The following is a 13793-nucleotide window of genomic DNA, read 5'->3' on the forward strand; positions in this document are numbered from 1 at the left end:
ATGGCGATCAGAAGAGCGAATACCGCTGCGCGAGCGGCAGTTCTGTCGCCGGCTGCGGGGTGACGAGCTCACCGTCGACGGCGATGGCGAACGTCTCGGGGTCGATGTCGATGCGCGGTGTCGCGGAGTTGTTGATCATGTCGGCCTTCGTCACCTCGCGTGTCGGCCGCACGGCTTCCACCTTCCGCCGCAACCCGAGCGACTCCCGCAGACCATTCTCTGCAGCCGCCGGCGACACGAATGACACCGCGAGCGACGCAGCGTCGTCCGCCACGAGCGCCGGGCGCATCAGCACGGGCTGTGGCGTCGGGATCGACGCGTTCGGGTCACCGAGGGCAGCCCACACGATGGCGCCCGACTTGAGGACGACGGACGGCCGCACGCCGAAGAACTTGGGCTCCCACAGCACGAGGTCGGCCAGCTTGCCGGGCTCGATCGACCCGACGAGATGGTCGATGCCGTGCGCGACCGCCGGGTTGATCGTGTACTTCGCGACGTACCGACGGGCACGTTCGTTGTCGGCCGGCAGCGTCTCGCCGAGCGAGCCATAGCGTGACTTCATGACGTGCGCGACCTGCCAGGTGCGCGTGATGACCTCACCGATGCGACCCATCGCCTGAGCATCGGAGCTCGTCATCGACAACGCGCCGATGTCGTGGAGCAGATCCTCGGCGGCGATCGTCGTCGCCCGGATGCGCGATTCGGCGAACGCGAGATCTTCCGCCACCGCCGGGTTGAGGTGATGACACACGATGAGCATGTCGAGGTGCTCGGCGACCGTGTTGACGGTGTGCGGCAGCGTCGGGTTCGTCGAACCGGGCAGGACATTGGGGTGCGATGCGATCGACATGATGTCGGGCGCGTGCCCGCCCCCAGCGCCCTCGGTGTGGAAGGCGTGGATGCTGCGCCCGCCGATGGCGCGCAGCGTCGAGTCGACGTAACCGGCTTCGTTGAGCGAGTCACTGTGCAGCGCCACCTGCAGCCCGTGCTCGTCGGCCGCGCGCAGGGCAGCGTCGATGGCGGCGGGCGTCGCGCCCCAGTCCTCGTGCACCTTGTACGCTGCCGCGCCCGCGAGCGCCTGCTCGGCGAGGCCCCCGGCGCTCACGGTGTTGCCCTTGCCCATGAGCAGCAGGTTGACGGGCAGGTAATCCAAGCCGCGCAGGACGCGCCCGAGGTGCCAGGAACCGGGTGTTACCGTCGTCGCCTTCGACCCCTCGGACGGGCCGGTACCACCGCCACCGAGCGTCGTCAGACCGGTCGCGAGCGCTTCGTGCACCTGCGACGTCGACAGGAAGTGCACATGCATGTCGATGCCACCGGCGGTGAGGATCTTGCCCTCCCCTGCGATGACGTCGGTGCCCGGGCCGATGTGGAGATCCGGGTGCACGCCGTCCGCGACATCGGGGTTGCCGGAGCGGCCCAGCGCGACGATGCGCCCGTCACGGATGCCGACGTCGGCGCGCACCACACCCCAGTGGTCGAGGACGACGACGTTCGTGATGACGGTGTCGAGCGCCCCGCCCGCTCGGGTCGTGAGGCCCTGCGCCATCGACTCGCGGATCGACTTGCCCCCACCGAAGACGGCTTCCTCGCCGCCGACGGTGTGGTCGTGCTCGACCTCGATCCACAGGTCGGTGTCACCGAGACGAATCTGGTCACCCGTCGTCGGACCGTAGAGCGCGACGTACGCGTCACGTGTGATGGTCGTCGGTTCGGACGGCCGTGGGCGGACGGCCGGCACCTCGGGGTGGGACGTCGTTCCGTGCGGGGCCGTAACACCGGGCCCGATGTCGTCGTGTGACTCGCCGGCCCCACCTGCGTCAGCCTGCGAAGTGTCTCCGAAAGACGCGGCCGTGTCGCGGATCTGCAGCCCCGGCACACGCCGCTCGCCCCGCAACGCGACGAGCGTCACCTCGCGGCTGACGCCCGGTTCGAAGCGCACCGACGTGCCGCTCGGGATGTCGAGGCGGTAGCCCTGCGTCAGCTCGCGGTCGAACGCGAGCGCCGCGTTGGCGTCGGGCAGGTGCAGGTGCGAGCCGATCTGGATCGGCCGGTCGCCCGTGTTCTCGACGACGATGCGTAGTCGTTCGTTCACTGAACGATCGGCATTGAGCGAGATGTGCCCCGGGACGACGCGAATAGCACCCGGAGCGCTCGGAGCCTCGGGGGCTGCGTCGTGCTCGATACCGTCGGCTGCGCCATCGGTTGCGTCGTCGTGAGCGTGACGGCCTGAGTTCGCTGACATGGCTCGTTCCTTCAGGCGATCGGGTGATGGAGGGTGACGAGCTTGCGACCATCGGGAAAGGTGGCCTCGACCTGGATGTCGGGGATCATCTCGGCGACGCCCGGCATCACCTGCTCACGCGTCAACACCTCACGCCCGGCGCTCATCAACTCTTCGACACTGCGACCCTCGCGGGCACGTTCGATGACCCACGTCGACAGCAGCGCGACGGACTCGGGGTGATTGAGCAGCACGCCGCGCTCGAGTCGATCACGCGCCACCATTCCCGCGACGGACAAGAGCAGCTTCTCGGTGTCGGCGGGCGTCAGATGCATGGCAGGAGGTTAGCGAGGCGATGTTTCGCGGGTGTTTCGCCGGTCCTGGCGGAGGAGAGGTGACCACGAATCGTCGCGAGTACGGCGGGCCGGAGCCGCAGCTGCGCGAGAAATACTCATCTGCCCGAGGAATGTGCGTCATATACCTCGAGCAGATGCACAAGAGTCGAGCAGATGACGTCACGCCACACCTGTCGGTGCGGCATCATGCGAGACATGAGCATCACGATGTCGGCCGCAGCACAGCCCGCACCGGCCACGTCGATGCCTGCGGGCGTCGGCATCGGATGGCGCCCCGAGATCGCGGACGTCCTCGCCGCCCACGCGCTGCTGCTGCTCGACATCGCGAACGTCTACGCCAACGCCCGCAATCACGGGGGCAATCCGCTCGAGACGCCCCTCGCGATGCCCCTCGAACGGCTCGCGTACATGCACGTCGCGGGTGGGGTCGAGAACGACGGGATCTACCACGACACGCATGCGGCCGCGGTGAACCCCGAAGTGCTGCACCTCATCTCGGAGCTCTCGAGACGCACGACATTCCCGGCCGCGATGCTCGAACGCGACGGCGACTACCCGCCTGCCGAGGAGTTGCTCACGGAGCTCGACGCCATCGCCGACGCCGCCGGCATGCCGCGCGTCACGGCCCCGCAATGACGATCCGCCGCGCATCGTCGAGGGGCGGGCACAGCGACAGTTCGACGTCCGCGCCCGTATCCGCCGACGAGGGGGGCCGCCCCCACGAGTTCGACGGCGGGACGGAGGCCGCGTCCCCCATGGATTCTGCGTCGGATGAACACGCTGATCTCGCCGCACGCCAGGCGCAGATCGTGGCAGCGTTGACGGGGTTGGCGTCCGTCCCGGCCGGCTTCGACGCTCGTCATCTCGACGTCGCGCGGCGAGCGCTCCTGCGCAAGCGAGCGGACGAGCTGCAGTTCGTGTGGCCGATCCTCATCGCGTCACTCGGCCCGCGATTGCACCCGTTGTTCGCCGAGTTCGCTCGCGAGCGTCCGACGCGTGGCTCGCGCGCTGACGGTCACGCGTTCGCGCAATGGTTGCGCCGACGCGGCGACCTCCCCCTCGCCGCCAACCTCGAACTCGCCGAGGCACGCCTGTTCTGGACGTTTCCGACCGACACGTCCGGCATGCCGACAGCGCCGGTGCGGCGCACGTCCCGCGTCGCCGTCGAACGGTTTCCCGGCGGCATGCTCGTGCGCCGCGGCCGTCGCGTGACGACGCTCGGACGCCCGTCTGAACGGTAGACACCGACACAGAACCGTTCGCGGTCGGCGCCCGCTGGACGTGGACGGAAATCGCAGTGGGGTCAGGGTTGCATGTGGCGCCAGGGCTTGGAGAGCTGGAAACGTCGGCCGGTGATCTCGGTCATGGTGATGCGGACGATCGTGTGTTTTTCCGTCGGCACCCAGGGGCGCAGCGGCAACTGTTCCGCACGAGCCTTTTCGGCGCCCTCGAGCACCTCAGCGTGTCCTCGGACGATGACGCTCGACGCCTCGCCGTCGCCGAACCGTCCACTGCCGTTGAGGTCGTCGACCTCGAACGCGACGTCGGAGTTCATCGTCACCCCGAGCAGTTTGCTGCCCTCGGCCGTGCGGAAGAAGATCGCTCCCGCGTCGCTGACGTAGTTGATCGGGACGATCTGCGCCTCACCGACGAGCGTGTATGCCAGTCGCCCGAACGCGTGCTGCGCCAGGAACGCCCAGCACTCGTCCTCGGCGAGGGCGTTGATGACGTCGTGGTCGGCCTGGAAGTCGGGCATGGTGGTCTCCTTCGGGCGGGCGTGTCCTCGTGCCGTTCTCGACATCACCAGCTTGCCGTGTCGAAGCCGCCGATGGGGCAAGACGCGTCCGGGCCCTTCGTCCCTGCCCGCTCGCCCCGTTCCCGCACTTCGACGAGCCACGTCCGCTCCTCACTGTCTTCAGCAACGACCGCTTCTCGACGGGAGGGGCGCATGCCTCGCCGCGTCAGGGCCGGCGCGACTACCCTGTGAGGAGCGACGGGACGAGGGAGGAAAGCACATGCTGGCCGCAGTGTTGCTCATGATCGTCTCGGGTGTGCTCATGGTCGCGATCGTCGCGTTCCTGCTCATCATCAACACCCGCATCGAACGGCAGCAGCGCGAACGCTACTTCGGCGACATCAGCCACGTCCGCATCCCCGACAACGCCCGAGAACTGTCGAAGCCGGCGAAACGCCCCAAACCGCCCTATCGCCCCTTCTGACGGCGATGCACCTCACCCATCTGCGATCTTCGTCCACATTCGGCTCCGCCCGCCCCAGGCACCGTCAGTGCGCGGGGTCGCGCACGACCAGCAGGACGACGAGGGCGACGCCGCAGCCGATGAGCGTCTCGACCGCGCGGTCGACGAGTAGCGGCCCGACGGGCACCTCGTGCACGATCTGCCCCATCATCAGCGCGAGCGGCGTGATGCACAGCAGCGCGAGCGCGTAGTTGCGGCCCACGAGCAGTTCGGCGCCCACCTGCAGCGCCGCGATGACGAGCACCGCCGCGAAACCCTGGGGGTGCCACGGCAGGATGGCGGCCGCCGCGAGCACGCCGAACAGCGTGCCGACGAACCGTTGACCACCGCGGATCATGCGCGCCCGGTGCGTCGCGCCGGACAATCCCGCGACGGCGGCAACCATCGCCCAATAGGGATGCGAGCCGCCGTACTGCGTCCCGATCAGCTTGCCGACGACGCCCGCCGCGCCCACCGCGATGACGAACCGGGCGAGGTGCACGCGCGTCCCCTCAGCCTGCCACGCCTCACGGATCCTGGCCCGCGGCAACGGAATCCAACGACGTTCCCCCGTCTCGCGCAACAGGCCGACACGTCCGATGAGCACCGAGAACGCAGCCGACGCCGCGGAGACGAAAAAGCCGACGGCGACGTTCGACGCCGCCGCGGGCAGCGTCGCGCAGACGGTGAACGCGAACACGACGAACAACGGCCCCGGCGGGTGCCAGCGGAAGGCGTCCGACAACAACGACGCCGCCGCGGCGACGAGCGCACCGGCGGCGATGAGCCACCACTGGTGATGCGGCAGTAGCCCGACGGCGCATCCGAGCGTCACCGCCATGACGAGGACGCCGGCGATCGTCATCTGCAACGCCGTGCGTTCCGCATGCGGCGCGGCGCGTCCGTAGAGGGACGTGAATGCCCCGAAGGCCGCGAACGCCGACCAGTCGAGGTGCCCGGTCACCGTCAGCAGAGTGAGCGGGACGAAGACCGAAACGCCGGCCCGCGCCGCCACCCGGTGAGCACCCGCGTGCGGGCCGAAGCGGAAGAACTCCTGGAGAAAACTGGGATGGGCAGGCGTCGTCACCACGCCATCCTAGAAGCCGTGCCCGCAGCAGCCGGATGCGCCGCGTTTGGACGCCACAGCCACAACTCGTCACCACCCAGGCAGAGCTCCTGCCACCCCATCACTCCTCATGACGACGACACGGCTCGTCGGGGCGACGAGCGACCGCCTCCAGCCCCCTTCCACCGCGCGACGCTGGGGTCACGACCCCGACACCGCGGTTGGTCATCACCCCTCGAGCCCACGCCGCTCTCAGACTCGACCATCGTGTGAGATGGTTCACGCAGCGCCCGAGCAACCTCATGACACTCTCCAGCCATGACGGGGCGTTCGAGGTCTATTCTTACGCCCCCTCACCCCGCGGGGGCTGTACCCGTCTGCGTCAACCGCCTACTGTGAGCAGCAAGCTGGGCGGCGCCGTCGCCCCCACCATCCGGAGCGACGCTCGCCCGGATCGGCCAGATCTGCACAAGGAGTTGCCATGTTCGCTCTCGCCGTCCTGCTGCTCATCGCCGCAGCAGCCCTCGTCCTGTGGGTCCTCTTCGGGCTCAACGGAGAGAACAACAACGACGTCCACTTCCACGGTTTCGGCATCGACGCCAACCTCACGCCGCTCACCGTGTTCCTCCTCGGCGCCCTGACGCTACTGCTCGTGTGGGCCGCGACGCGCCTGATCGCCGCCGGCACGAAGCGCAAGTACCGCCAGCACAAGGAGACGAAGGAGCTCAAGAAGGAGCACCAGCTCAGCGAGAAGCAGCGCCTCGAGGCCGAGCGCGAGCGTGAGCGCCTCGCCGCCGAGCGCGACAAGGAGCACGATCTGCGCGAGACCGCCGAGGCCCGCCAGCGCGTCGCGCAGCGCGACGTCGAGCGCTACCCCGAGGACCACCGCACCACCGAGCACATCAGCACGGAGCGTGTCGGCACCGACCGCGCAGCCGAGGGTCGTCGCGCGGGCGAGGGCGACGTCATCGGCAACCGTGTCGACGGTGTCGTCGACGAGCGCGCCACCGACGGGCGCCACTACCGCAACTGATCTCACCGCGACGACGGTCTGCGTCACCGACCGGATCGCGCCGCCCATGACGAAGGCGCCGCACCCCAGCGAGGGTGCGGCGCCTTCGTCGTTCTCGACGCCCGTGACGCCGGAACCCATCGCCCCGGCGCCCTGCACGTCAGGCCACTCAGACCGCCACGTCAGGCCACTCAGACACGGCCGTCGCGGCCGGGCCCGCCCGTCAGCCTCACCCAGCTGGCGGGGCGCCACCCATCACACACGACAGCGCGCGTGCTCCGCGGGCAGAACCGCAGAACCACGCGCGCTGACGGCGACGTCGGGCGTCAGCTCACTTGGCGGCCTCGACGTGCTTCGGCTCCTTCTTCGGCGCCGGCTTCGAGTTGGCGGCGTCGACGAACGCGTGGCGCGGCGTCTCGAGGTCCATGAGGGCGCTGGCGTCGCGGCCGAACATCATGCCGACGGCCCAGTTGCCGAGGATGCGTGCCTTGCGCTCGAGTGTCGGCATCGCGTACGCGTGGTAGCCGCGGTGCATCATCCACGCCGGCAGGCCGCGCAGGCCGTACTTGCCGACCTGGGCGACGCCCTTGCCGACGCCGAGCCCGGCGACGGAGCCGATCGTCTTGTGCTTGTACTGCTTCATCTCGCCGCCGCCGCGAATCGTCGTCAGGATGTTCGCGGCGAGGACGGGCGCGTGACGCAGCGCGTGCTGGGCGTTCGGCACGCAGAACCCGCCGGGGCCCATGCCCGTGACGTCGGGGACGGCGGCGTTGTCGCCGGCACCCCAGGCGCCCTCGACGACGTTGCCCTCGTCATCACGCACACGCAGGTCGGTGCCGACCATGAGACGGCCGCGGTCATCGATCGGCAGGTCGGAGTCGACGAGGACGGGATTGGCCTTGACGCCCGCGTTCCACACGATCGTATCGGCGTCGAACTCCTCGCCAGTCGACAACACGATGTGCTTGTTCTCGCAGCTCTTGAGCTGCGTGTCGAGGTAGACGTCGACGCCGCGCTCGCGCAGGGAGGCGACGACCCACTTCGCCTGCTCCTCGCTGACCTCCGGCATGACGCGGCTCATGGCCTCGACGAGCACGAAGCGCGGGTCTTCGGGCGACAGGCGCGTGTAGTGCTTGATGGCGTCCTTCACCATGTCCTGGATCTCGGCGATCGCCTCGATGCCGGCGAACCCGCCGCCGACGAAGACGAACGTCAGCGCACGCTTGCGCTCCTCGGGATCGGTGAGGACGGCAGCCTCGTCGAGGCGCGCGAGGACGTGGTCACGCAGCGTGACGGCTTCCTCGATCGTCTTGAAACCGATGCCCTCCTCGGCGAGGCCGGGGATCGGCAGCGCGCGCGGCACGGAGCCGGCGGCCATGACGATGTGGTCGTACTCGAGCGTGAAGTCGTCACCGAGCTCGGGGTCGACGTTGACCGTGCGGTTCGCGTGGTCGATCGACGTCACCTTGCCGGTGATGATCTCCGCACCCTTGAGGTGACGGCGCAGCGGCACGAGCGCGTGACGCGCCTCGATCGAACCGGCGGCGACCTCCGGCAGGAAGGGCTGGTACGTCATGTAGGGGTTCGGGTCGACGACCGTCACCGAACCTTCGCCGTCCTTGAGGGAGGCGAGCAGCTTCTTGGTGGTGATGAAACCCAGGTACCCGCCGCCTACGACGAGGATGCGCGGACGCACGTTGGTGTTCTGCGTGAAAGCCATGCAACAACTCTAGAACCGCCGAGTACGTTCGGCGAAACGCTGACCAAACGACTGATGTTACCGGACAGTAAGGCGCAGCGGGGGTCTGTGAGCCGCGCGACTTTCCAGAGCCCCTCCTCCTTCTGCGTACAAGTGCACCCAGGTGCACTTGTACGCAGAAAGAGGGGCCCGCGCGTCAGGTCCTGAGCATCGACAATCGAGCGTCAGAGCTCGAGCGTCAGTTCCTTGCCCTTGCAGCGGCTCACGCAGATCATCATGATGTCGCCCTCCTCACGCTCGTCGTCCTCGAGCACGGAGTCGCGGTGGTCGATCTCGCCGGCGATGACGCCCGTCTCGCACGTGCCGCAGATGCCTTCGAGGCAGGAGCCGAGGACGCTGACACCGGCCTCGCGCACGACCTCGAAGATCGACCTGTCGGCGGGCACGGTGAGGCGCATGTCGGATTCTTCGAGGATGACGTCGAACTCGGTGTTGCCCGAGTCGTCGATCTCCTTGGGGCTGAAGCGTTCGACGTGCGCGACGAGGTTGGCGCGGCTCTTGCACCCGTCCTCGATCGCCGCGAGCAGACGCTCCGGCCCGCACGAGTAGACGAGCGCGGGGCCCGCGGCGTCGGCGTCGTCGAGGGTGGCGGCGAGGTCGAAGGCACCCTTGTCGGCCTTGGGCCAAAACGTCACCCTGTCGCCGAAGGAGGCGAGTTCGTCGCGGAAGGCCATCGTCGCCCCGCTGCGCCCGAGGTAGTACAGGTGCCAGTTCTTGCCCTGCGCCTGCGCGGCGCGCACCATCGTCAGGATCGGGGTGATGCCGATGCCGCCCGCGACGAAGACGTACGTCGGCGCCTTGCGCAGTTCGAAGTGGTTGCGTGGGCCGTAGCTGACGAGTTCGTCGCCGACCTTCAGCGTTTCGTGGATGTAGGAGGAACCGCCTCGCGATTCGCTCTCGCGCAGGACGGCGACCTGGAAGCGGCTGCGGTCGGCCGGGTCGCCGCACAGCGAGTACTGACGGATGAGTTCGTCGAACGGGTCGTGCTCGGGCAGGTCACCCTGCTCGGCGTCCTTCAACTCGGCGTCGCTCACGCCGCCGAGGACGAGGTCGAGGTGCGCTCCGGGGGCCCACTCGGGCAGGTCTGCGCCGTCGGCGGCGCGCAGCGTCAGGAGGCGGACGCCGTCGGCGGCGTCGTCGATCCCGTCGACGACGAGAAGCGTCTTCGCCTCGGGCTGAGTCGATTCCGAAACCATGCCTGTCTCCTTCACTGGGCACAGCGCGCCGTCTCGCCCCCCTTGCGTGCACGTGCACCCGGGTGCATCTGCACGCAGGGGAGCGAGGCAGGACGCGATGTTGTTCGGGTGCGAACGAGTTGTCAGTCTACGCATGTTCGTGACGGGTGCGTGACCCAGGCAACATTCCATCGCCGCAAAGTCTTTCGGGAGCGAACGATCTGGCCTAGCGTGGGAGTACGCCGCCCCATCGCCCCCGCCTGACGCCTCGATCGTCGCGCGGGCCGTCGCCAGGAGTTCATCATGACCAAGCGTGTCCTCATCGTCCAGCACGACCACTGTTCGCCCCCCGGCGCCGTCGCGGATCGCTTTCGCGAGTGCGGTTACGAGGAGACGCTCTTCCAGGTCGTGCCGGAGAAGGATTTCGAGAACCCGGGCGTCGACGTCGAGTTTCCCGACGTGCGCGAGTTCGACGCGCTCGTCGTCATGGGCTCGTACTGGTCGGCGTGGGACGACGAGATGATCGGCTCATGGTTGGCGCCCGAGATGCAGCTGCTGCGCGACGCGGACACCGCGGGCGTCCCCGTCCTCGGCATCTGCTTCGGCGGGCAGCTTCTGGCGCGCACGCACGGCGGCTCGGTCGGGCGCGCGCCCGAACCGGAGATCGGGTTCGTCGAGGTGAGCAGCGAACGCGAGGACATGGTGCCCGGTGGCAAGTGGTTCGCCTGGCACTACGACCGCTGGCAGGTGCCGCCGGACGCCGTCGAGTTCGCGCGCAACGACATGGCGTCGCAGGGTTTCGTGCTGCGCAAGAACCTCGCCGTACAGTTCCACCCCGAGCTCTCAAGCCAGATGCTGACGGGGTGGTGCGACAACGGCGGGCGCGAGATGCTCGCCTCCCTCGGGCGCGACGCCGACGCCGAGATCGCTGCCGCGAAGGAATGGGATGACGAAGGCCGCCGCCGCGCCGGCGTCCTCGTCGACGGGTTCCTGGAGCAGGTCGCCGCGAGCTGATGAGCGCTGACCTATTCGAACGCGAGGTTCGGCGCCACATGGCGCCGGCTGACGCCCGAGTTCTCGAAGAGACCGACGTAAGAGACGACCTCGACCCCCTTGTCGGCTGGAGCGCGGAGCATTTCGACAGCCTCGACTGACGCGGGCGTCAACGTTGCCCGGATCCGCATCACGGTCGACGCGTTCTCGGGCGATGTTCACGCCCGATCAGGCGGACGCGCCTTTCAGGACGTGAGGTCGTCGCGGTAGAGCCGCGCACAGAAGTCACGCAGCTCGGCGGCGAGGGCGGCGATCTCGTCGACGGCGTGATGCGTCGGCGTCCACGCGGCGTGCAGCGGCATCGTCAGCACCGAGCCGTCGGCGTCACGCACGCGGCGCGGGATGAGCCCGAACCGGGTGTCGTTCGTCAGCACTGCGACGCCCCGCCCCGAGGCCGCGAGCGCCTGGGCGGCTTCCGGCGAGTCGACCTCCTGCACGTGCTGTGGCGCGAGGCCCGCCTCGGCGAACGCGCGCGTCAACACCTGGCTGACGGGGTGTCGGCCCGGCAGCATGACGAGCGGGTCGACGCGTGCGAGCGCCTCGAGATTCACCGAGCGGTCACGCTCGGCGCCCTCACCATCGAGCACGCCCCGGGCGCCGACGTACGCGCGCACCGGCAACTCGGCGATCAGCATCGACGCCACCTCCGGCGGCGGAACGGCTGGTGCGACGACGATGTCCGCGCCCTCCCCGAGCGCCGCGAAGACCTCACTCGTCGAACGGCTGACGACGTTGACCTCCGGCGCCAACGCACCCCGCGCCGGGCCCGCCGCGAGGAACGGTGCGATGACGTCGCTGAGCGTCGTGCTCGGCGCGGCGATCGTCAACGACGTGAGCCTCCCGGACGCGAGAAACGCCGCGGTGCGCTTGAGCGTCGCCTCCCGTTCGAGCAGGCCGCGGGCCAGCACGAGCAGTTCGGCCCCGGCCGCTGTCAGCCGCACCCCACCCTCGGTACGGACGAGCAACTCGACCCCCAGCTCGCGCTCGAGCGCCCGCAACTGCCGCGAAACCGCAGGCTGGCTGACGTGCGACGCCGCCGACCCCGCCGTCACCGATCCGGCGTCGGCGACCGCGACGAAGTAGCGCAGGACTCGCAGCTCCACAACGGGCGACCTTCCGATGAGGCCATGCCCAGAAGGCATGGCAGAGAGTGATAACAGGTATCGAGGAGCCTAGCCCCATCTCGTCTATTTCACGTGGCCCACGTCACAGAATGTGCAGGGCACCACTGCCTGACATCACGCGCGAGCATCGGAGACGACCATGACGATCACCCCGCCTGACGGCGCCACAGCTGCTGCGGGCGTGCCCGGGCTGTCGGCCGACGCGATGCCGCAGCTGACCGAATACCTCGGCGAGGCAACGCGATTCATCACGGAGTGGATGAACGAGTACGGCCCTTCCACCCCGCATCCGGCGCAGAGCGTCGAGCACGCGCAGTTCAAGGCGGCATTCGACGAACTGACGTCGCGTCTGAGCGTCAACTACCCGTTCTTCCACCCTCGCTACGTCGGCCAGATGTTGAAGCCGCCGCACCCGGCGGCCGTCGTCGGGTATCTCACGACGATGCTCATCAACCCCAACAACCACGACCTCGACGCCGGCGCCGCGACGACGCGCATGGAGGTCGAGGCGGTCGATGAGATTGCGCGCATGTTCGGGTGCACCGCTCGTCGAACTGCGAGTGAGGACACGAGCGACGCGAGGCCCGGAGCGAGCAGCCGAGACGAGCCAGAGGAATGTGGTGACGGGAACCGACTCTGCCACCTCGGCCACCTGACGACCTCGGGCACCGTCGCGAACCTGGAGGCGCTGTTCGTGGCGCGGGAGACGCATCCGCGCAAGGCGATCGCGCACAGCGCTGACGCGCACTACACGCATGGGCGCATGAGCCACCTGCTCAACGTGCCGTCGGTGTCGATCCCGACCGACAGCCGCGGACGCATGGATCTTGACGCGCTCGAGTGGTTCCTCAAGGGCGGCGGCATCGGCACCGTCGTCATGACGGCCGGGACGACGGGCTTGGGGGCCGTCGATCCGATCGACAAGGCGATTCCGCTGTGCCGCAAGTATGGCGTCCGCGTCCACGTCGACGCCGCGTACGGCGGGTTCTTCCGCCTCCTCGCCGACGACGACTCGCTGCTCGCGCCCGAGGTGGCGGCGGCGTTCCGCGCGATCGACGAGGCCGACTCCGTCGTCATCGACCCGCACAAGCACGGCCTTCAGCCGTACGGCTGCGGCGCGGTGATCTTCAGGGATCCGAACGTCGCGAACTTCTACGACCACACCTCGCCGTACACGTACTTCACGACGGGCGAGGACATCCACATGGGCGAGATCTCGCTCGAGTGCTCGCGCTCCGGTACGTCGGCGGCCGCGTTGTGGATGACGCTGCAGCTGCTGCCGTTGACGCGTGAGCGCATGGGTGAGGTCGTCGCGCCGGGGCGTCGCGCTGCGCTTGCGTGGGCCGAGAAGTTGCGCGCGTCCGACGTGTTCGAGCTGTACCAGGAGCCGGACCTCGACATCGTCAGCTACTTCCCGATCGGCGACTCGCTCACCGACATCGACCGTCGCTCCGGCGCGATCCTCACCGCCGGCATGAATGCCCCGCGCGACGAGTCGCTGTTCGTCGCGACGTATCAGGTGGACGCCGACGACATGGCCGCGCGCGGGCACGTCATCGATGAGCGAAGCGCCGGGTCGGCGCAGGAGGGCGAACCCCTCGTCGGCGCGCGCATTCTGCGCAGCGTGACGATGAAGCCCGAGACCGAACCCGTAATCGACCAGATCCACGCCGCTGCCGAGGCCCTCGCCCGACAGGCCGCCACGGCCGAACGCGACGCTCCCCTGCCCGACGAAGAGGTCGCCGAGCCGGGCATCTGACGCATCGCCGGGCCCGTCACACGCGCGT

13 protein-coding genes and 1 pseudogene are annotated in these 13793 nt (G+C 68.8%); 6 read left to right on the forward strand and 8 right to left on the reverse strand.

The window, feature by feature from the left end; genetic code table 11:
• Positions 1-7: 7 nt before the first annotated feature.
• The 3 genes and pseudogenes from ABH936_RS12365 to ABH936_RS12375 form a co-directional block, all read right to left on the reverse strand.
• On the reverse strand, positions 8-1702 hold the full coding sequence (locus tag ABH936_RS12365) for an urease subunit alpha (RefSeq protein ID WP_239304359.1): 1695 nt from the start codon (positions 1700-1702) through the stop codon (positions 8-10).
• 222 nt (positions 1703-1924) lie between these two features.
• A pseudogene (gene ureB, locus ABH936_RS12370) lies at positions 1925-2245 on the reverse strand (urease subunit beta); the annotation flags it as partial.
• Between the two features lie 11 nt (positions 2246-2256).
• A complete protein-coding gene (locus ABH936_RS12375; RefSeq protein WP_074040951.1) occupies positions 2257-2559 on the reverse strand; it encodes an urease subunit gamma in 303 nt (100 codons plus the stop codon).
• A 216-nt stretch (positions 2560-2775) separates the two neighbouring features.
• On the opposite strand from ABH936_RS12375, the gene ABH936_RS12380 reads away from it, so the two are divergent.
• Complete coding sequence (locus ABH936_RS12380; protein ID WP_404603386.1) at positions 2776-3216, forward strand: DUF692 family multinuclear iron-containing protein; 441 nt, start codon at positions 2776-2778, stop codon at positions 3214-3216.
• Between the two features lie 173 nt (positions 3217-3389).
• On the forward strand, positions 3390-3821 hold the full coding sequence (locus ABH936_RS12385; protein ID WP_404603387.1) for a hypothetical protein: 432 nt from the start codon (positions 3390-3392) through the stop codon (positions 3819-3821).
• Positions 3822-3883: 62 nt separating this feature from the next.
• Here ABH936_RS12385 and ABH936_RS12390 read toward each other — a convergent pair whose 3' ends face one another.
• A complete protein-coding gene (locus ABH936_RS12390) occupies positions 3884-4336 on the reverse strand; it encodes a pyridoxamine 5'-phosphate oxidase family protein (RefSeq protein WP_038566515.1) in 453 nt (150 codons plus the stop codon).
• 259 nt (positions 4337-4595) lie between these two features.
• Between ABH936_RS12390 and ABH936_RS12395 the strand changes: the two genes are divergently transcribed.
• Positions 4596-4799, forward strand: a complete 204-nt coding sequence (locus ABH936_RS12395) for a hypothetical protein (RefSeq protein ID WP_006947152.1) — start codon at positions 4596-4598, stop codon at positions 4797-4799.
• Positions 4800-4863: 64 nt separating this feature from the next.
• Here the strand turns inward: ABH936_RS12395 and ABH936_RS12400 are convergent, their stop codons facing one another.
• Positions 4864-5904, reverse strand: a complete 1041-nt coding sequence (locus ABH936_RS12400) for an FUSC family protein (protein ID WP_404603388.1) — start codon at positions 5902-5904, stop codon at positions 4864-4866.
• Between the two features lie 460 nt (positions 5905-6364).
• On the opposite strand from ABH936_RS12400, the gene ABH936_RS12405 reads away from it, so the two are divergent.
• Positions 6365-6916 carry a hypothetical protein gene (locus tag ABH936_RS12405; protein ID WP_062256229.1) on the forward strand — a complete coding sequence of 184 codons (552 nt, stop codon included), beginning with the start codon at positions 6365-6367 and terminating at the stop codon, positions 6914-6916.
• 310 nt (positions 6917-7226) lie between these two features.
• On the opposite strand, the gene ABH936_RS12410 is transcribed toward ABH936_RS12405, so the two are convergent.
• Both ABH936_RS12410 and ABH936_RS12415 read right to left on the reverse strand, forming a co-directional pair.
• Positions 7227-8615, reverse strand: a complete 1389-nt coding sequence (locus ABH936_RS12410) for an NAD(P)/FAD-dependent oxidoreductase (RefSeq protein ID WP_144707997.1) — start codon at positions 8613-8615, stop codon at positions 7227-7229.
• Between the two features lie 203 nt (positions 8616-8818).
• Positions 8819-9850, reverse strand: coding sequence for a PDR/VanB family oxidoreductase (locus tag ABH936_RS12415; protein WP_038566511.1), 1032 nt, complete (start codon positions 9848-9850; stop codon positions 8819-8821).
• Positions 9851-10132: 282 nt separating this feature from the next.
• Here ABH936_RS12415 and ABH936_RS12420 point away from each other — a divergent pair, with 282 nt between their 5' ends.
• Entirely contained in the window at positions 10133-10843 is a 711-nt protein-coding gene (locus ABH936_RS12420; protein WP_404603389.1) for a type 1 glutamine amidotransferase, read from the forward strand.
• Between the two features lie 224 nt (positions 10844-11067).
• Here the strand turns inward: ABH936_RS12420 and ABH936_RS12425 are convergent, their stop codons facing one another.
• Complete coding sequence (locus ABH936_RS12425; protein ID WP_404603390.1) at positions 11068-11985, reverse strand: LysR family transcriptional regulator; 918 nt, start codon at positions 11983-11985, stop codon at positions 11068-11070.
• 160 nt (positions 11986-12145) lie between these two features.
• On the opposite strand from ABH936_RS12425, the gene ABH936_RS12430 reads away from it, so the two are divergent.
• A complete protein-coding gene (locus ABH936_RS12430) occupies positions 12146-13765 on the forward strand; it encodes a pyridoxal phosphate-dependent decarboxylase family protein (RefSeq protein ID WP_404603391.1) in 1620 nt (539 codons plus the stop codon).
• The last annotated feature ends 28 nt before the right edge of the window (positions 13766-13793 follow it).

The organism is Dermacoccus sp. GAS27A (assembly GCF_044909235.1).
GTDB lineage: Bacteria > Actinomycetota > Actinomycetes > Actinomycetales > Dermatophilaceae > Dermacoccus > Dermacoccus nishinomiyaensis.

What these genes read in the sequence shown, in the direction of transcription:
- ABH936_RS12430 (WP_404603391.1), top strand. Translation starts at nt 12,146, where the DNA reads ATGACGATCACCCCGCCTGACGGCGCCACAGCTGCTGCGGGCGTGCCC.
- ABH936_RS12415 (WP_038566511.1), bottom strand. Translation starts at nt 9,850, where the DNA reads ATGGTTTCGGAATCGACTCAGCCCGAGGCGAAGACGCTTCTCGTCGTC.
- ABH936_RS12380 (WP_404603386.1), top strand. Translation starts at nt 2,776, where the DNA reads ATGAGCATCACGATGTCGGCCGCAGCACAGCCCGCACCGGCCACGTCG.
- ABH936_RS12395 (WP_006947152.1), top strand. Translation starts at nt 4,596, where the DNA reads ATGCTGGCCGCAGTGTTGCTCATGATCGTCTCGGGTGTGCTCATGGTC.
- ABH936_RS12410 (WP_144707997.1), bottom strand. Translation starts at nt 8,615, where the DNA reads ATGGCTTTCACGCAGAACACCAACGTGCGTCCGCGCATCCTCGTCGTA.
- ABH936_RS12405 (WP_062256229.1), top strand. Translation starts at nt 6,365, where the DNA reads ATGTTCGCTCTCGCCGTCCTGCTGCTCATCGCCGCAGCAGCCCTCGTC.
- ABH936_RS12390 (WP_038566515.1), bottom strand. Translation starts at nt 4,336, where the DNA reads ATGCCCGACTTCCAGGCCGACCACGACGTCATCAACGCCCTCGCCGAG.
- ABH936_RS12420 (WP_404603389.1), top strand. Translation starts at nt 10,133, where the DNA reads ATGACCAAGCGTGTCCTCATCGTCCAGCACGACCACTGTTCGCCCCCC.
- ABH936_RS12375 (WP_074040951.1), bottom strand. Translation starts at nt 2,559, where the DNA reads ATGCATCTGACGCCCGCCGACACCGAGAAGCTGCTCTTGTCCGTCGCG.